Origin of the sequence: Mycobacterium shinjukuense (genome assembly GCF_010730055.1) — a bacterium.
GTDB classification, from domain to species: domain Bacteria; phylum Actinomycetota; class Actinomycetes; order Mycobacteriales; family Mycobacteriaceae; genus Mycobacterium; species Mycobacterium shinjukuense.
The window spans coordinates 167,014-184,914 of record NZ_AP022575.1 but is presented as its reverse complement, the minus strand read 5'-3'; the positions used below and the strand labels follow the sequence as shown (position 1 = coordinate 184,914).

The following is a 17,901-nucleotide window of genomic DNA, read 5'->3' as shown; positions in this document are numbered from 1 at the left end:
GCAAGCGGGCGGTGCCCCCACTGCATCGTCGGCGGTGGTCATGACCGTGCTGCAATCCACACTGGACCCAAACGCCCCCGCCTACGCCGAGGCGGCCGCGGCAATGGGTGCAAAGCTCGACGAGGTCGACGCCGAACTGGCCAAGGCGCTCGCCGGCGGCGGCCCCAAGTACGTCGACCGGCACCACGCCCGCGGCAAGTTGACACCCCGGGAACGCATTGAGCTGCTCGTCGACCCGGACTCCCCGTTCCTGGAGCTGAGCCCGCTGGCCGCCTATGGCAGCAACTTCCAGATCGGCGCCAGCCTGGTTACCGGCATCGGCGCGGTCTGCGGAGTGGAATGCATGGTCGTGGCCAACGACCCCACCGTCAAGGGCGGCACCAGCAATCCGTGGACACTGCGGAAATTACTGCGGGCCAACCAGATCGCCTTCGAAAATCGCCTCCCGGTGATTTCGCTGGTGGAGTCCGGCGGGGCCGACCTGCCCACCCAGAAGGAAATCTTCATCCCCGGCGGACAGATGTTCCGCGACCTGACCCGGCTGTCGGCGGCCGGAATCCCGACCATCGCACTGGTTTTCGGCAACTCCACCGCGGGCGGCGCCTACGTCCCCGGGATGTCCGACCACGTGGTGATGATCAAAGAACGCTCCAAGGTGTTTTTGGCCGGCCCGCCGCTGGTGAAGATGGCCACCGGTGAGGAGTCCGACGACGAGTCGCTGGGCGGCGCCGAAATGCACGCCCGCATATCGGGTTTGGCCGACTACTTCGCGCTCGACGAGCTGGACGCGATCCGGATCGGCCGGCGCATCGTGGCGCGGCTCAACTGGGTCAAACAGGGACCCGCGCCGCGGCCGGTCACCGAGCCGCTGTTCGACGCCGAGGAGCTGATCGGCATCGTGCCCGCCGACCTGCGCATCCCGTTCGACCCGAGGGAAGTGATCGCCCGCATCGTCGACGGCTCCGACTTCGATGAGTTCAAACCGCTCTACGGCTCGTCTCTGGTGACCGGCTGGGCCCAGCTGCACGGCTACCCGCTGGGCATCCTGGCCAACGCCCGCGGCGTGCTGTTCAGTGAGGAGTCACAAAAGGCCACCCAGTTCATACAGTTGGCCAACCGCGCCAACACGCCGCTGTTGTTCGTGCACAACACCACCGGCTACATGGTGGGCAAGGACTACGAAGAGGGCGGGATGATCAAGCACGGCTCGATGATGATCAACGCCGTGTCCAACTCGACCGTCCCGCACATCTCGCTGCTGATCGGCGCGTCCTACGGTGCCGGGCACTACGGCATGTGCGGGCGCGCCTACGACCCGCGCTTCCTGTTCGCCTGGCCCAGCGCCAAGTCCGCGGTGATGGGTGGCGCGCAGCTGTCGGGGGTGTTGTCGATCGTGGCCCGAGCGGCCGCGCAAGCGCGCGGCCAGCAAGTAGACGAGGCGGCCGACGCGGCGATGCGAGCCGCCGTCGAAGGCCAGATCGAAGCCGAGTCGCTGCCGTTGGTCTTGTCCGGAATGCTCTACGACGACGGGGTGATCGACCCGCGCGACACCCGCACCGTACTGGGAATGTGTTTGTCCGCCATTGCCAATGGCCCGATCAAGGGGACGTCGAACTTCGGCGTCTTCCGGATGTGATGCTCATGGGAATCAGTCGAGTTCTGGTAGCAAACCGTGGCGAGATCGCCCGGCGGGTGTTCGCCACCTGCCGTCGGCTGGGTCTGGGCACCGTCGCCGTCTACACCGAACCGGACGCCGCCGCACCGCACGTCGCCGAGGCCGACGCCCGGGTGCGGCTGCCGAGCACCGACGACTATCTGAACGCCGGCGCCATCGTGGCCGCCGCGCGTGCCGCCGGTGCCGACGCGGTGCACCCCGGATACGGATTCCTCGCGGAGAATGCCGAATTCGCCTCCGCGGTGCAGGACGCGGGCCTGGTGTGGGTCGGGCCGCCGGTGGATGCGGTGCGCGCGATGGGCTCCAAGATCGAGTCCAAGAAGCTCATGGCGGCCGCCGGGGTGCCGGTGCTCGACGAACTCGACCCGGAGACCGTCACCGACGCCCAGCTGCCGGTGCTGGTCAAGGCCTCCGCCGGCGGCGGCGGTCGCGGCATGCGGATAGTTCGCAAATTATCCGCTCTGCCAGCCGAAGTCGCTGCGGCTCGGCGGGAGGCGCAGTCCGCCTTCGGCGACTCGACCGTGTTCTGCGAGCGTTACCTGCCGACCGGGCACCACGTCGAAGTGCAAGTCCTGGCCGACGGCCACGGCACCGTGTGGTCCGTCGGCGAACGGGAATGCTCGATTCAGCGCCGACACCAGAAGATCATCGAAGAGACGCCTTCGCCGTTGGTGGAACGCGTACCGGGCATGCGGGCCAAGCTGTTCGACGCGGCTCGGGTGGCGGCCGGTGCGATCGGCTACACCGGCGCCGGCACCGTGGAGTTCCTCGCCGATGACGACGGCGAGTTCTACTTCCTGGAGATGAACACGCGCCTGCAGGTCGAGCATCCGGTCACCGAGGAGACCACCGGGTTGGATCTGGTCGAACTGCAGCTCATGATCGCTGAGGGCGGCCGACTCAATACCGAATCGCCGCCGGCCGAGGGGTATTCGATCGAGGCCCGGCTGTATGCCGAGGACCCCGCGCACGGCTGGCAGCCCCAGGCCGGCCCGGTGCACACCATCGACGTGCCGGGGGTTTCGACGCAGTTCTGCACGTTGGGACGGCGGACGGGAATTCGGCTGGACTCCGGGATCGTCGACGGATCGGTGGTGTCGATCCACTACGACCCGATGCTGGCCAAGGTCATCTCCTACGCGCCGACACGCCGGCAATCGGCGCTGCTGCTCGCCGACGCGCTGGCTCGCACCCGCCTGCACGGCCTGCGCACCAACCGTGACTTATTGGTCAACGTGCTGCGCCATCCGGCGTTTCTCGACGGCTCCACCGACACCGCGTTTTTCGACACGCACGGCATGGTCGAGTTGGCGACGCCGCTGGCCGACACCGCGACCGTCCGGCTATCGGCGATCGCCGCCGCGCTGGCCGACGCCGCGCACAACCGCTCGGCGGCAAAGGCTTGCGGGGTGCTTGGCTCCATTCCCAGCGGCTGGCGCAACCTGGCCTCCGGCTATCAGGTCAAAACCTACCGTGACGACGCCGACGTCGAGCACCGCGTCGAATACCGGTTTACCAGAACGGGTTTGGTGCTTCCCGGCGATCCGGCGGTGCAGCTGGTCTCGGCCGCCGTGGACCAGGTGGTGCTCGCCGAGGCCGGGGTTGCGCACAGCTTCACTGTTGCCCGCCACGGCCCCGACGTCTACGTCGACTCGGCCCGCGGACCCGTTCACCTGGTGGTGCTGCCACGCTTCCCCGAGCCGGGCTCGGCCGTCGAACAGGGCTCGTTGGTGGCACCCATGCCCGGCAACGTCATCCGGCTCGGCGCCCAGGTCGGCGACGCCGTCACCGCCGGTCAGCCGCTGATCTGGCTGGAGGCCATGAAGATGGAACACACCATCAGCGCGCCGGCCGACGGCGTGCTGACCCAACTCAACGTCGAGACCGGCCAACAGGTCGAGGTAGGCGCCATTCTCGCACGAGTGGAAGCACCTCAACGTGGCTCAGCAGAAGGAGATTCACGGTGACAGACACCAGCTTCATCGAAAGCGAGGAGCGCCAAGCGCTGCGCAAGGCGGTGGCCTCGTGGGTGGCCAACTACGGCCACGAGTATTACCTGGAAAAGGCGCGCAGACACGAACACACCAGCGAGTTATGGGCCGAGGCAGGCAAACTCGGCTTTCTCGGGGTGAATCTGCCCGAGGAATACGGCGGCGGCGGCGCGGGCATGTACGAGCTGTCGCTGGTCATGGAGGAGATGGCGGCCGCCGGCTCGGCGCTGCTGCTGATGGTGGTGTCGCCGGCGATCAACGGCACCATCATCGCCAAATTCGGCACCGACGAGCAGAAGAAGCGCTGGTTGCCGGGCATCGCCAACGGCTCCTTGACCATGGCGTTCGCCATCACCGAACCCGACGCCGGGTCCAACTCGCACAAGATCACCACCACTGCGCGTCGCGACGGCAGTGACTGGATCATCAAGGGCCAGAAGGTCTTCATCTCCGGCGTCGACCAGGCGCAGGCGGTGCTGACCGTGGGCCGCACCGAGGAAGCGAAAACCGGCAAGCTGCGCCCGGCGTTGTTCGTGGTGCCCACCGACGCTCCCGGGTTCAGCTACACCCCGATCGAGATGGAGTTGGTCAGCCCCGAACGCCAGTTCCAGGTCTTCCTGGACGACGTCCGGGTACCCAGCGATGCCCTGGTGGGAGCCGAAGACGCCGCGATCGCACAGCTTTTCGCCGGCCTGAATCCCGAGCGCATCATGGGCGCGGCCAGCGCGGTGGGCATGGGCCGGTTCGCCCTCAGCAGGGCCGTCGAATACGTCAAAACCCGCAAGGTGTGGTCCACCCCAATCGGCGCGCACCAGGGCCTGGCACATCCGTTGGCGCAGTGTCACATCGAGATCGAACTCGCCAAGCTGATGACCCAGAAAGCCGCTACCCTCTACGACATCGGTGACGATTTCCGCGCGGCGGAAGCGGCCAACATGGCCAAATACGCTGCGGCCGAGGCATCTTCGCGCGCAGTCGATCAGGCCGTGCAGTCGATGGGCGGCAACGGGTTGACCAAGGAATACGGCGTGGCGGCGATGATGACATCGGCCCGCTTGGCGCGGATCGCGCCGATCAGCCGCGAGATGGTGCTGAACTTCGTCGCGCAGACGTCGCTGGGTCTGCCCCGGTCCTACTGATGGACACCCTCGTCGAGTATGCCGGCCCGGCCGCCTGCGGGGGCCCGTTCGCCCGGCTGACGCTGAACTCGCCGCACAACCGCAACGCGCTGTCTAGCGCTCTGGTCAGTCAACTGCATCAGGGGCTGCGCGACGCGGCGGCCGATCCCGCGGTGCGGGTCGTGGTGCTCGGTCACACCGGCGGCACCTTCTGCGCCGGTGCGGATCTCAGCGAGGCCGGCGGTGGCGACCCGTACCAGATGGCGGTGGCGAGGGCGCGGGAGATGACCGCGCTGCTGCGCGCCATCGTCGAGTCGCCGCTGCCGGTGATCGGCGCCATCGACGGGCACGTGCGGGCCGGCGGGTTCGGTCTGGTCGGTGCGTGCGACATCGCCGTCGCCGGCCCGCGCAGCACCTTTGCGCTCACCGAGGCCCGCATCGGCGTCGCCCCGGCGATCATCTCACTGACGCTGCTGCCGAAGCTGTCGCCACGGGCCGCCGCGCGTTACTACCTCACCGGCGAGAAGTTCGGCGCCCGCGAAGCCGCGGACATCGGATTGATCACCATGGCGGCCGACGACGTGGACACCACGGTGGCCGCGCTGGTCGCCGACGTGGGCCGCGGCTCACCTCAGGGCCTGGCGGCGTCGAAGGCGCTCACCACCGCCGCCGTGCTGGACGGGTTCGACCGCGACGCCGACCGCCTCACCGAGGAGTCGGCCCGGCTGTTCGTGTCCGATGAGGCCCGCGAAGGCATGCTCGCGTTCCTGCAGAAACGCCCGCCGAGCTGGGCGCCGACCCCTAGCGACTTGGGCCAATAGGACCCAGACCGGCCCTAGCCCTTTGCCCTAAACCCGGTTCCGACCGGCTGGTGCCGGTGGTCACGGGTCGTCCTCCTCGTCGTTGTTGTGCAGGAGTTTTTCGGGGTGAAAGTAGCTGTTGGTTCTGGGTTGTCCATGGTCGAGGTGGGCGGGGGGAAGCCATGCGGTGGTGCCGTCGCGGTGTTTGCGGGTGGCCCAGCCGCCGGTGGTGGCCAGTTGGTGATGCGGGCCGCAGGCCTGGGTGAGGTTGTTGATGTCGGTCTTCTGGCACTGGGCGAAATCGGTCACATGGTGCACCTCGGTGAGATAGCCCGGCACATCGCAATTGGGAAAGGAGCAGCCGCGGTCCTTGGCGTACAACACGGTTCGCTGGGCCGGGGAGGCCAGCCGCTTGGTGTGATACAGCGCCAGCTCGCGGCCGTGGTCGAAGATGCGCAGGTAGTGGCTGGCGTGGGCGGCCAGCCGGATCACCTCACTCATCGGCAGCAGGCTGCCCCCACCGGTGAGCGCGTGCCCGGCAGCCGATTGCAACTCGGCCAGGCTGGTGGACACGATGATCGCCGCGGGCAGCCCGTTGTGTTGGCCCAGCTCCCCCGAGCACAGCAGCGCCCGCAGCCCGGCCTGCAGGCCGTCGTGGTTGCGCTGGGCGGCGCTGCGGGTGTCGGCGTCGATGGCGGCCTGTGACGGGGTGCCGCTGAGGCAGGGGGTGGGGTCGGCGGGGTTGGCCATGCCGGGGGCGGCCAGCTTGGCCAGCACGGCATCGAGGGTGGCGCGGGCTTCGGGGGTGAGGTAGCCGGTGATCGCCGACATGCCGTCGGCGCCCTGCTTGCCGAGGATGATGCCGCGGCGGCGGGCCCGGTCGGTGTCGCTGAAGTTGCCGTCGGGGTTGAGGCAGTCGGCGAGTTTGGCGGCCAGCTTGTGCAGCTGATCGGGCCGAAACCGGCCACCCAACTGAGCCAGTTCGGCTTCGGCCTTGTCCCGGGTGGGCAGATCCACCCCGCTGGGCAGCTGGTGCAGAAAGGAGCGAATGATCTGCACGTGTTGCGTGCCGAGCTGGCCGGCGCGTTGGGCTTCGGCGGTGGCGGGCAGCAGCGGCGGCAGGGGTTGGCCGGTCAGCGCGCGCCGCGGCCCCAGCTCGGCGGCCTCACCGATGCGCCGGGCTGCTTCACCGCGGGTGATGCGCAACCGCTCAGCCAACGCGAAGGGGAGTTTGCCGCCCAGTTCGCTGGCGTCGGCCTGGTCGGCGAGCCTGTTGATGAACGGGTGCTCGACGGCGGGCAGGCGGCGGCGCAGCGTTTCGCAGCGTTCCAGCAGGGTCAGGCATTCGGGGGTGGTCAGGGTGTCGATCGAGAGGTCCAGGGCCCGGTGAAGGGCGGTGTCGAGGGCGTCGAACACCGCGACAATCTCCTCCCGGCTACTCGAACGCATGTTCGAATACTATCACGGTTGGCCGACGCGTGCCACAACGCGCACAGGGTAAATCCGATGGTACGCCAGTGAATTCAGTGACTCGGGTGCCAGCAGGCTCGGCCCGGTAACGCGGTGTAATGAGCGGCGCCAGGGCATCTAGCAACATGATGCGACAGCGGCATTGGGTGCAGCGGTGCGTGTTACCCGCGGATACCTAAGACGCGGGTGCACGGGTCTAGCCCAAGGCCCAGCCCGGCGCGACCGTGGCAGGTTGGCCGTCACCTCTTGCAGCAGAATGGTGACGTCGTACGCTCGTGGGTGATGAGCGACTCGGCGCAACGTGACGCGAAGCAGGCGCGCGATCAGTCGGCGCGCGCGGCGGACACCGACCGCATACAGCTTGCGCAGTTGCTGGCCTATGCGGCCGAGCAGGGCCGCCTGGAGTTGAAAGAGTACGAAGACCGGCTAGCCAAGGCCTATGCGGCAACCACCTATCAGGAACTGGATCGGCTCCGTGCCGACCTGCCGGGTGCTCCGGTCAATCCCCGCCGGGGCGGCAGCTGCAATCCGGCGCCGTCCACGCTGCTGCTGGCCCTGCTGAGTGGATTCGAGCGGCGCGGCCGCTGGAACGTGCCGAGGAAGCTGACCACGTTCACGTTGTGGGGCAGCGGGGTGCTGGATCTGCGCTACGCCGATTTCACCTCGACCGAGGTGGACATCCGCGCATACTCGATCATGGGTGTGCAGACGATCCTGCTGCCACCGGAGGTCAACGTCGAGATCCACGGCCACCGAGTGATGGGCGGCTTCGATCGGGAGGTGGTGGGCGAGGGCACCCGCGGCGCACCGACGGTGAGGATCCGCGGCTTCTCGCTGTGGGGCGATGTGGGCATCAAGCGCAAGCCCCGCAAACCGCGCAAATAGCAGGCGGTCTCGCCGGCCGGTCTGGCGGTGGCGGTAGTGGGTCAGTTTGAATGTACTTTTGTCTAGCTCGGTCTTGACAAAATTTGTCTAGTGCGATCTAGACTGACAGCATGCCGAAGCGGACAGAGGTCATCAAGAAGATCACCAAGGCCGCCATGGCCAAGGGTATGTCGTTGGAGGAGTTGCGCCAGGGCGCCAACCGCACGATCTACAACCCCGATGGCTTGATGATCCCAGTCGGTCGGCACAACGAGTTCACAAACCGTTACGCCGAGGATGTGCATAGGGAATGTGAGGCCAAGTTGGGAAAGAGGTGGTGGCGTTGGGCACCTATGCCGCGATCGCCAGCCCAGACGGCAAGTACTGGCACATACGGATTCCGGGTCTCGGCAACCATCCTGAATATGGTTTACCTACGCAGGCCCGCAACCTCGATGAGGTTGAACCAACGGCACGCGACCTGATCGCGGTGTGGCTCGACGTGCCGGCCGATTCGTTCGATGTCGATGCGCAGGTGGAACTGCCTGATTCGGTTCGCCACCACCTCGAGCTGGCGTCCAAGCTACGACAGGAGGCTGCGGATGCTCAGGCCGCCGCTGCCGAGGAATACCGACGTGCGGCAGCCGAGCTCAAGAATGGCGGATTGACGGTTCGCGACATCGGCAAGGTGCTTGGCATCTCGTATCAGCGCGTGCATCAGCTGGTCAAATCACATTAGAGCCACGTACCCACTACCGCGGTGGCGGCCGAATGGCCCGACATGTGATTGTGTGCCATACTCCGCCGACAGTTCGGTTTGTGTGGAAACGAGGTGGTATGGCCGAAACGTTGCGGGCGATTCCTGAAGTCCTGTCCCAGGTGGGTTATGAGCTGGCTGACCACGGTGAGTCTTTGCTGACGTCACACCACTTCTGTCTCGGTGCGGCTGAAGGCGCGCAGTCGGGCTGGGTCGGTTCGTCGGCGGGCGCGTTATCGGGATTGCTGGATAGCTGGGCGGAGGCCAGCACCGCCCACGCGGACCGCTTCGGGGACCATTCTTATGGCATGTATTTGGCCGCGGTCGGGTTCGCAGAGATGGAGGAGCGCAACGCCGCGGCACTGGCCGCGGTTTATCCGGCAGGCGGTGGAACCGCCCGATGCGATGGCGTTGACGTTAGCTGACATTGAGCGCTGGGATCCCTCGGCGATCAGGACGGTGTTCAGGCCGCGATCAACCGCGCGCACGGCACGCGCACCGCATCCGCGGCGCTGCGTGAAACCATGCGGCTGCTCGACTTTGGCGGTGCGGCCGCCGACGCGGCGCGGGCGGCGACCCAGCACACGGCGGTGCTTCTCGACGACCATGCCGCCGCGTGTGAAGCGGTCGCACGGGCCGCGGAGAAGGCGGCCGAGGAGGTCGCCGCGATCAAGATGCGGCTACAAATGATCCGCGATGCTGCGCGGGATTATCACCTGACGATCGATGACGCGACCGGTACGGCGTTGCCACCACCCGACTTGTCGTCGTATTCCCCGGCCGATCAGCAGGCCATCCTCAACACCGCAATCCGGTTGACGGAAAGCATCAAACGTCTGCTGGCCGACGCCGAGACCGCCGATGAAGATCTGGCCGCGGCGATTCGGGGTGCCGCCGGGGACTTGTCACCCGAGCAGGTCAATGCTCAACTCAGCCATCAGCCACCCAAAATGCCGCAGATGCCGCCACCGGGCAGCGATCCCGAGGAGGTCGGAAAGTGGTGGCATGCACTGACCCCGAGCCAGCAGGATCGGGTCAAGCAATGGTTCCCGAATGCCCTACGCAACCGCGACGGCATCCCCATCGCTGTTCGTAACGAACTGAATCTGCCTGTGCTGCAACGAGAACTCGCCCGGCTGCAGAACGGCTGGTTGGACGGAAACGGAGTCTGGCACACCGACACCGACAAGCTGGCGGATCTGCAGGCGCTGCAGCGCACGCTGGAAGATCCTGCTAACAGGGGGGCCAGCATGATTCTGCTGGACACCGCCAGCAATCCGCGAAAGGTGTTGGCTGCAGTGGGAGTTGGCGACGTCGACAACGCCGAACGCGTCGGCGTCACCGTGGGCGGCCTGAACACTCGGGTCAGTTCGAGCGTCGAAACAATGGTGAGGGAAGCCGGAATTCAGCGCGCTAAGGCAACCGAGCTGAGGGGGCGAGCCGGATTGCCAAACCCGGAAGCGGTCGCTTCCATTGCGTGGCTAGGATATGACGCACCAGACAGCCTCAAGGACGTGACGCATGACTGGCTCGCGCGCGATGCCGCGGGGCCATTGAACCACTTCTATAAGGGTCTGGCCGCTACCACAAATGTCTCGGATCAGCACATCACCGCGTTCGGCCATTCCTACGGGTCCCTGGTGACCAGTCTGGCGTTGCAGCAGGGCGCACCGGTCAGCGACGTCGTGCTCTACGGTTCGCCGGGCACCGAACTCACCAACGTCTCGCAGCTGGGCGTTCAGCCCGGGCATGCCTTCTACATGATCGGGGTCAATGATGAGGTTTCCCAAGTGATCCCCGAATTCGGCGCTTTTGGCTCTGCACCGCAGGAAGTGCCCGGAATGACTGAACTGTCGACCAGTACGGGAGTGGTCCTGGGCCATGAGTACGGGGACGGGAATCTTCACGAGCGGGCCTATGGCCATTCCGAGTATGCGCGCATGGGAAGCAACGGCGAACTCCGGATGAGCGGCTACAACATGGCAGCGGTGCTTGCCGGACTCCCCGACGACCTCGTCACACCCCGCGCGGTCGGCGTGGACAGGCTTCCCGGCGGGTCCGGACCGTATGAAGTCCCTCCTCCGATCCCCCTTCACCACGAATGAGCCGAATACACCGTTTCCTGGCCGCCGGGTTGCTCAGCGTGACCCTGCTACTCGCCGGCTGCATCAAGCCCAACACGTTCGACCCGTACGCCAACCCCGGGCGGGGCGAGTTGGACCGCCTGCAGAAGATCGTCAATGAGCGCCCGGATCTGGAGACGGTCGAGCAGCAGCTCGCCAACCTGGACGCCACGATTCGTGCGGCGATCGCGAAGTATTCACCGCAGACCCGGTTCTCGAGCCTGGCGACCGGCCATCCGGCGGGCGGCTGCAACGACCCGTTCATCCGGACGATCGGTCGCCAAGTCAGTAGCGACGTGTTCTTCGGTCGGCCCGCGCCCACGCCAGAGCAATGGCTACAGATTGTCACCGAGCTAGCGCCGGTGTTCAAGGCGGCGGGCTTTCGGCCCAACAACTCCGCACCGGGCGACCCCCCGCAGCCGCTGGGCGCCCCGAATTTCTCTCAAATCCGCGACGACGGAACGTTGATTCGTCTGGTCAATGGCGATAACCGCAGCCCGCTCGGCTACTCCTACGACACCGGTTGCCATCTCCCGGCCGCCTGGCGCACCGCGCCGCCACCGCTGAATATGCGACCACCCAACGATCCCGATGTGCACTACCCATACCTGTACGAATCCCCCGGCGGCCGAACGCGCGACGCCTACTGATGAGCTGTCCACGACCCCGGCACCTGACTGCGATGCTCCTCGGCGTGACCCTGCTACTCGCCGGCTGCATCAAGCCCAATACGTTCGACCCGTACGCCAACCCCGGGCGCGACGAATTGGACCGCCTGCAGAAAATCGTCAATGGCAGACCCGATCTGGAGACAGTCCAGCAGCAGCTCGCCAACTTGGACGCCACGATTCGGGCGGTGATCGCGAAATACGCGCCGCAGACTATATTCTCGCGCAGCCCGCTCGGACACCCGCCAGGCGGCTGCAACGACCCGTTCACCCGCACCATCGGTCGGCAAGAAAAAAGCGATCATTTCTTCGGCGAACCCGCACCCACTTCAGAGCAATGGCTGCAGATTGTTACCGAGCTAGCGCCGGTGTTCAAGGCGGCAGGCTTTCGGCCCAACACCTCCGCACCCGGTGACCCCCCGCTGCCGCTGGGCTCCCCGAATGACTCTCAAATCCGCGACGACGGCACCTTGATCGATCTCGTCAACCACGGGCAGTTGCTGGCCTACTCCTACGACACCGGTTGCCACCTCCCGGCCGCCTGGCGCACCGCGCCGCCACCGCTGAACATGCGGCCGCCCAACGATCCCGACGTGCACTACCCATACCTATACGAATCCCCCGGCGGCCGAACCCGCGACGCCTACTGAGCTACCGCCGCCGTCGCGACCGAAGGTAGTCGCCCACCACGGCCGCTCCCAGCCCGTCGAGATCGGGCACCACCACGCGGCCCTGCACCCGTCGCGCGACCTGGTCGATGAACCGAGCCAGACCGGGGTCACTGCCCAATCGGAAGATTGTGACTTGGGCACCCAGGCGCGCCATGTCGTCGAACCCTCGCACGGTGTGGGCGATGGTCCTCGGATGCGGCGGGTAATCAAAAAAGACTGACGAACCTTCGCCGTCAACGTCTTCCAAGTGAGCGGTCGGCTCACCGTCGGTCACCACCAGCACGACGGGCTGCGCGCTGGGGTGCCGGCGCAGGTGTCGTCCGGCCAGCGCCAGCGCGTGATGCAGGTTGGTGCCCTGCTCGTAGACACCCTCCAAACCCGTCAGCTCGGCCGCCGTCACCGTCCGGGCGTAGCGGCCAAACGTGATGATCTGCAGGGCATCCGAGCGGAACCGCGTGCACACCAGGTGGTTGAGCGCGAGCGCCGTGCGCTTCATCGGCAGCCAACGATTCTCCATCACCATCGAAAACGAGGTGTCCACCAACAGCGCAACCGCGGCCTGGGTGCGCGTTTCGGTCTCGGAGACCTCGACGTCGTCGACGGTGATCCGGATGCGGTCGCGCACGGCCGCCGTTCCGGCCTGGCGCAGCACGGCATTGGTCAGCGTGCGGGCGACGTGCCACGGCTCGGTGTCGCCGAACTGCCAGGGCCGCGTCGCGCCGGTCAGCTCGCCGGCGGCGCCGGCACGACGGTGATCCCGCTCGCCGCGGCGACCGGACAGTTGTTGTGCCACATCGCGTAACGCCGTTTCGCCGAGGCGTCGCATGGCCTTTGGCGACAGTCGCCACTGGCCGTCGGAACCGCGATCCAGGAAGCCCTGATTGACTAGTGCGCGTTCCAATTCGGCCAGTGTCCGGGCGTCGATGGCGGCGTGGTCACCGAGCTGGCGGGCCAGCGCGTCCAGGTCGACATCGTCCATGCTGGCGCCCGGATAGCTTTGCGACAGCTGCTCGGCCAGCTGCTCCAGCTCGGCGATATCGGCCAGCGCCTGGGTGCCCTCGCCCATGCCGAACGGATTATCCCCGGAGAACTGCTCGGAGCCGGTCCAGTCTTCACCCGGGCGGGCGGCCTGCAGATGCGCGTCGAGCCGGTTCAGCGCCTGCATCAGCGCCGGAGAGCCAAATGCCTGCTGCGCCAGGGCATCCAGTTCGTCGCGCTGTTCCTGGGTGAGGCTGTTGCGGAACCGCTGCGCGGCGGCGGCCCGTTTGGCCAGTGAGTCCAGCAGTTCCTCGACATTGCGCGGGTTCTCCGGAAAGAACTCGCGGTGCTTGGCCATGAAGTCTGCAAAGTCTTGCTGGGTGTCCTGGCCGTGGGCGTGCTTGTCCAGCAGGTCGTTGAGGTCGTCCAGCATCTCGTTGACGCGCTGGCGATCCGCGTCGGTGGCGCGGGAAAGCGCCTGCTTCATGCCGGCAAAGCGCTGGTCCAGCAGCTCGCGGCCGAGCAGATCCTTGATCTGCTCGTAGGATTCGCGGGCCTGCGGGCTGCGCCAGTGGTAGCCTGCCAGCTCCTGGACGGCCTTGGCCGGCGACGACGGCAGCGCGTCGAGCTGCAGCTCGGAAAACCGGGCGTCGTCGTCTAGGGCGCGGGCCAGCTCCTTGCGTTCGGCCAGCACAGCCTCGTCGAGCAGCTTCTTGATCTGCTGCAAGGTGCCGTCTAAATTGTTGCGGCGCAACAACTCCCGTCGCCGTCTGTTGACCTCCGCCGCCAGCCGGTCAGCACCGGTCATGTTCCTGGTGCCCCGCCGTAACAGCTCGGACAGCGCCCGGCGCGCCGAGCTGCCCGCCATGACGTCTTGTCCGATCTGTTCGAGCGCCGCACGCAGATCCACCGGCGGAGCCAGCGGGTCGGGCCCGCCGGTGTACGCCGAGTAGCGTAGTGAGCGCCCCTTAACCGGTTCAGCCATAGACGGTTTGGCCCTCCCCGGAGACCTTGTCGATGCGCTTCGCGAGGTATAACGCCTCCAACGCCAGTTCCAACGCCGCGGCGCGCTCCCCCTCGGATTCGGCGCCCAGCTTGCTGGCGATCCTGTCCACGACCGGCAGCCCCGGCACCGCGGCCAGCACGTCCTTGGCCGACACCCGCTCGCCCGTCGTCACCGCGGAACCGCCCTCGACGGCGGCCACCAACGGGCCGACGTCGATGCCGCCCAGCACCCGTGACGCGGTATCGGCGGTGGCACGGCGCAGTAGATGCTCCAGCACCGCCTGTTCGCGGCCTTCCTCACCGGACTCGAATTCCAGCTTGCCGCGCAACACGTCGATCACCGTGCCCAAATCGACCACCCGGGCCACCGGATCGGTCTCCCCCAGCACAGCGCCGCGATGCCGGGCCGCCGCCGCAACCGTCTCCGCCGCCGCGATGGCAAACCGCGCGGACACACCCGAGCGCTGGTCGATCGAGCGGGATTCCCGCAGGTAGCGGGCGAACCGCGCGATCACCTGCATCAGGTAGTCGGGCACCTGCGCGCTCAGGTGCGCCTCCTGGGCGATGACACCCATCTCCGCCTCCAGCTCCAGCGGGTAGTGGGTGCGGATCTCGGCGCCGAAGCGGTCCTTGAGCGGGGTGATGATCCGGCCCCGGTTGGTGTAGTCCTCGGGGTTGGCGCTGGCGACCACCAACACGTCCAGCGGCAGCCGCAGTGTGTAGCCGCGGACCTGGATGTCGCGCTCCTCCATGACGTTGAGCATGGACACCTGAATGCGCTCGGCAAGATCGGGCAGCTCGTTGACCGCAACGATGCCGCGGTGCGCCCGTGGAATCAGCCCGTAGGCGATGGTCTCGGGATCCCCGAGGCTGCGCCCCTCGGCCACCTTGATCGGGTCGATGTCGCCGACCAGGTCGGCGACGCTGGTGTCGGGGGTGGCCAGCTTCTCGGTGTAACGCTCGCTGCGATGCTTCCAGGCGATCGGCAGGTCGTCGCCGAGCTGCGCGGCCCGCCGGATCGACTCCGGCGTGATCGGCCGATAGGGATGCTCGCCCAGTTCGGCTCCGCCGATTACCGGGGTCCACTCGTCCAGCAACCCCGCCAGCGCGCGCAGCAGCCGCGTCTTGCCCTGGCCGCGCTCGCCGAGCAACACGAAGTCGTGCCCCGCGATGAGCGCCCGCTCCACCTGTGGCAGTACGGTGTCGTCGAAGCCCAGAATGCCCGGCCAGACGTCGTCACCGTCGGCCAGTGCGGTCAGCAGGTTCTCCCGGATTTCCTGCTTGACCCCCCGTTCCCGGTGACCGGCGGCACGCAATTGCCCGACGGTTCGGGGCAGGTTATTCGGTAAAGTCACCACTCCACGCTACGACGCCGTCTTTCTTCTCGCGACGAGAGTGAATGTCACGACGCGTTTCCGGCGTGTCACGTCGTGGATTTCACTATCGCGGCCGGTGTACGGCCGGTGCACGGCTAGTGCGCGAAGTGGCGGGAGCCGGTGAGATACAGGGTGACGCCGGCGTTGGCCGCCGCCGCGGTCACCTCCTCGTCGCGCACCGAGCCGCCCGGATGCACGATCGCCTTGACCCCCGCTGCTGTCAGTGTCTCGAGTCCGTCGGGGAACGGGAAGAACGCGTCGGATGCCGCGACCGCGCCGCGGACTCGGTCCCCGCCGCGTTCGACCGCCAGCCGGGCGGCGTCCACCCGGTTGACCTGTCCCATGCCAACACCGACGGTGGCCCCGTCGGCGACGATCACGATCGCGTTCGACTTGACCGCGCGGCAGGCCCGCCACGCAAAGACCAGGTCAGTCAGCGTCGCCTGGTCCGCCGGTGATCCGCTCGCCAGCGTCCAGTTCAGCGGGTTGTCACCGGGCGCGTCGAGCTGGTCGCGTTGCTGGATCAGCAACCCCCCGCTGATCGGACGCAGCTCGGTGCCACCAGGCATCGGTTCGGAGGCCACCAGCACCCGGATGTTTTTCTTGCGGGTCAACAGGTCCAGGGCGCCCGAGGCGTAGCCGGGCGCGACGATGACTTCGGTGAAGATGGTGTTGACGTACTCCGCCATTTCGACGCTGACCTCGGTGTTGGCCGCGATGACACCGCCGTAGGCGCTCAGGGGATCGCATTGGTGGGCCTTGCGGTGGGCGTCGGCGACCGAGACCGACGAAATCGCGATGCCGCACGGGTTGGCGTGCTTGATGATCGCCACGCACGTTTGTTCGTGGTCGAAGGCGGCGCGCCAGGCCGCGTCCGCATCGGTGAAGTTGTTGTAGGACATGTCTTTTCCGTGCAGCTGTTCGGCCTGCGCCAGCCCGGGCCAGGCGGCGGGATCGGTGTACAGCGCCGCCCGCTGGTGTGGGTTCTCGCCGTAGCGCAGCGTCGACGAGCGGCGCCAGCATCCGCCGAACCAGTGCGGGAACGCCGCGTCGGGCGGCTCGGGCGCCAGCGTGGACTGCATCCAGTTGGCGACGGCGATGTCGTACTCGGCGGTGTGCTGAAACGCCAGTGCGGCCAGCCTTTTGCGCTCGGCGAGGGTAAATCCGCCGCTGCGCACCGCGGCCAGCACCCCGTCGTACCCGAGCGGGTCGGTGACCACCGCCACGCAGGGATGGTTCTTCGCAGCCGCCCGGACCATCGAAGGTCCACCGATGTCGATCTGCTCGACGCAGTCGTCCACGCCGGCACCGGATTCGACGGTCTGGCTGAACGGATACAGGTTGACCACGACCAGTTCGAACGCCGCGATCCCGAGCTTGTCCAGTGCCGCCACGTGCTCGGGTTTGCGCAGGTCGGCCAGCAGGCCGGCGTGCACTCGCGGGTGCAGCGTCTTGACCCGACCGTCGAGCACCTCGGGGAAACCGGTCAGCTCCTCCACGCGGGTCACCGGAATACCTTTGCCCGCAATGGTCTTCGCCGTTGACCCGGTCGAAACGATCTCGACGCCGGCCGCACTGAGACCGCGGGCCAGCTCAACGAGGCCGGTCTTGTCGTACACGCTGATCAACGCCCGGCGGATCGGCTTTCTTACGCCGTCGGTGCTCATCCCATGGTCGCCTTTCGTCCGATCGTCGCTATTCGTCCGGTCACCGTCACACCACGGGTTGCCACCGCGGCCACCACATCCACCAGCAGTTGCCGTTCGGTGACCTTGATGCGTTCATGCAAGGTCGCTTCGTCATCGCCGTCGAGCACCGGAATGGCCTGCTGCGCCAGTATCGGTCCGGTGTCCGTGCCGGCATCCACCAGGTGCACCGTGCAGCCGGTGACCTTCACGCCGTAGGCCAGCGCGTCGGCCACGCCGTGCGCGCCGGGGAAGGCGGGCAGCAGCGCCGGGTGCGTGTTCAGGATGCGTCCGCAGAATCGTGAAAGAAACCGCGGTCCAAGGATTCTCATGAAGCCGGCGGAGACGATCAGGTCGGGCGAGTGCGCCGCGGTGGCCTCGGTGATGGCGGCGTCCCACGCGTCGCGGCTGGGGTAGTCGCGCAGCCGCACGGTGAAGGCCGGCACCGATGCGTTCGCTGCGATTTCGGTGGCCCGGCAGTCGCGATCCGCGCCGACCGCGACGACCCGCGCCGGGTAGTCGCCGACGGCGGCGCCCAGCAGTGAGCTCAGCAGCGAACCGGTACCCGATGCCAGCACCACCAGCCGCGCCGGTGCACTCGGGGGTACACGAAGCGGTGCCAGCACACGCCGAGCCTAGTCGGGCGACGATGCCGGCCACGGAAGTGGCCGGAGATGGGGGTCCCCCCAGCCGCGCAGGCGGCGAGGGGGCGAGCCCGAC

14 protein-coding genes and 1 pseudogene are annotated in these 17,901 nt (G+C 67.2%); 10 read left to right on the top strand and 5 right to left on the bottom strand.

The window, feature by feature from the left end:
* Nucleotides 1-46 precede the first annotated feature (46 nt).
* Genes G6N20_RS00780 through G6N20_RS00765 form a run of 4 tightly spaced genes read left to right on the top strand, consistent with a single transcriptional unit; the run spans nucleotide 47 to nucleotide 5,605 of the window.
* Nucleotides 47-1,636 (top strand): acyl-CoA carboxylase subunit beta, encoded by a 1,590-nt coding sequence (locus G6N20_RS00780; RefSeq protein WP_142271964.1) that lies wholly within the window; start codon nucleotides 47-49, stop codon nucleotides 1,634-1,636.
* A 5-nt stretch (nucleotides 1,637-1,641) separates the two neighbouring features.
* The gene (locus tag G6N20_RS00775) at nucleotides 1,642-3,642 is read left to right on the top strand and encodes an ATP-binding protein (protein ID WP_083047132.1); all 2,001 of its coding nucleotides are present in this window, start codon (nucleotides 1,642-1,644) and stop codon (nucleotides 3,640-3,642) included.
* Nucleotides 3,639-4,805 carry an acyl-CoA dehydrogenase family protein gene (locus G6N20_RS00770; RefSeq protein ID WP_083047026.1) on the top strand — a complete coding sequence of 389 codons (1,167 nt, stop codon included), beginning with the start codon at nucleotides 3,639-3,641 and terminating at the stop codon, nucleotides 4,803-4,805. Before G6N20_RS00775 ends, G6N20_RS00770 begins: the two co-directional genes overlap by 4 nt.
* Nucleotides 4,805-5,605, top strand: a complete 801-nt coding sequence (locus G6N20_RS00765; RefSeq protein ID WP_083047025.1) for an enoyl-CoA hydratase family protein — start codon at nucleotides 4,805-4,807, stop codon at nucleotides 5,603-5,605. Before G6N20_RS00770 ends, G6N20_RS00765 begins: the two co-directional genes overlap by 1 nt.
* Nucleotides 5,606-5,665: 60 nt before the next feature.
* Here G6N20_RS00765 and G6N20_RS00760 read toward each other — a convergent pair whose 3' ends face one another.
* Nucleotides 5,666-7,033, bottom strand: a complete 1,368-nt coding sequence (locus G6N20_RS00760; RefSeq protein ID WP_163662683.1) for an HNH endonuclease signature motif containing protein — start codon at nucleotides 7,031-7,033, stop codon at nucleotides 5,666-5,668.
* Between the two features lie 303 nt (nucleotides 7,034-7,336).
* Here G6N20_RS00760 and G6N20_RS00755 point away from each other — a divergent pair, with 303 nt between their 5' ends.
* The 6 genes and pseudogenes from G6N20_RS00755 to G6N20_RS00730 all read left to right on the top strand — a co-directional run bounded on the left by G6N20_RS00755 (nucleotide 7,337) and on the right by G6N20_RS00730 (nucleotide 12,116).
* Nucleotides 7,337-7,939: a DUF1707 SHOCT-like domain-containing protein gene (locus tag G6N20_RS00755; RefSeq protein WP_083050260.1), complete on the top strand. Its 603-nt coding sequence runs from the start codon at nucleotides 7,337-7,339 to the stop codon at nucleotides 7,937-7,939.
* Nucleotides 7,940-8,261: 322 nt separating this feature from the next.
* Complete coding sequence (locus tag G6N20_RS00750; protein WP_158084780.1) at nucleotides 8,262-8,657, top strand: MarR family transcriptional regulator; 396 nt, start codon at nucleotides 8,262-8,264, stop codon at nucleotides 8,655-8,657.
* A pseudogene (locus G6N20_RS00745) lies at nucleotides 8,653-9,100 on the top strand (hypothetical protein). Before G6N20_RS00750 ends, G6N20_RS00745 begins: the two are co-directional and overlap by 5 nt.
* A 99-nt stretch (nucleotides 9,101-9,199) precedes the next feature.
* Nucleotides 9,200-10,780 carry an alpha/beta hydrolase family protein gene (locus G6N20_RS00740; protein ID WP_232065401.1) on the top strand — a complete coding sequence of 527 codons (1,581 nt, stop codon included), beginning with the start codon at nucleotides 9,200-9,202 and terminating at the stop codon, nucleotides 10,778-10,780.
* Entirely contained in the window at nucleotides 10,777-11,448 is a 672-nt protein-coding gene (locus G6N20_RS00735; RefSeq protein ID WP_083050265.1) for an LppA family lipoprotein, read from the top strand. Before G6N20_RS00740 ends, G6N20_RS00735 begins: the two co-directional genes overlap by 4 nt.
* The gene (locus G6N20_RS00730; RefSeq protein ID WP_083050268.1) at nucleotides 11,448-12,116 is read left to right on the top strand and encodes an LppA family lipoprotein; all 669 of its coding nucleotides are present in this window, start codon (nucleotides 11,448-11,450) and stop codon (nucleotides 12,114-12,116) included. The genes G6N20_RS00735 and G6N20_RS00730 overlap by 1 nt, the downstream gene beginning before the upstream one ends.
* Nucleotide 12,117: 1 nt before the next feature.
* Here the strand turns inward: G6N20_RS00730 and G6N20_RS00725 are convergent, their stop codons facing one another.
* From G6N20_RS00725 to purN, 4 genes are all read right to left on the bottom strand, one after another.
* Nucleotides 12,118-14,100, bottom strand: coding sequence for a VWA domain-containing protein (locus tag G6N20_RS00725; protein ID WP_083050271.1), 1,983 nt, complete (start codon nucleotides 14,098-14,100; stop codon nucleotides 12,118-12,120).
* Nucleotides 14,093-15,478, bottom strand: a complete 1,386-nt coding sequence (locus G6N20_RS00720; protein ID WP_083050273.1) for a sigma 54-interacting transcriptional regulator — start codon at nucleotides 15,476-15,478, stop codon at nucleotides 14,093-14,095. The genes G6N20_RS00725 and G6N20_RS00720 overlap by 8 nt, the downstream gene beginning before the upstream one ends.
* Nucleotides 15,479-15,591: 113 nt before the next feature.
* Complete coding sequence (gene purH / locus G6N20_RS00715; protein ID WP_083050276.1) at nucleotides 15,592-17,163, bottom strand: bifunctional phosphoribosylaminoimidazolecarboxamide formyltransferase/IMP cyclohydrolase; 1,572 nt, start codon at nucleotides 17,161-17,163, stop codon at nucleotides 15,592-15,594.
* Nucleotides 17,160-17,807 carry a phosphoribosylglycinamide formyltransferase gene (gene purN, locus G6N20_RS00710; protein ID WP_083050278.1) on the bottom strand — a complete coding sequence of 216 codons (648 nt, stop codon included), beginning with the start codon at nucleotides 17,805-17,807 and terminating at the stop codon, nucleotides 17,160-17,162. Before purN ends, purH begins: the two co-directional genes overlap by 4 nt.
* Nucleotides 17,808-17,901 lie beyond the last annotated feature (94 nt).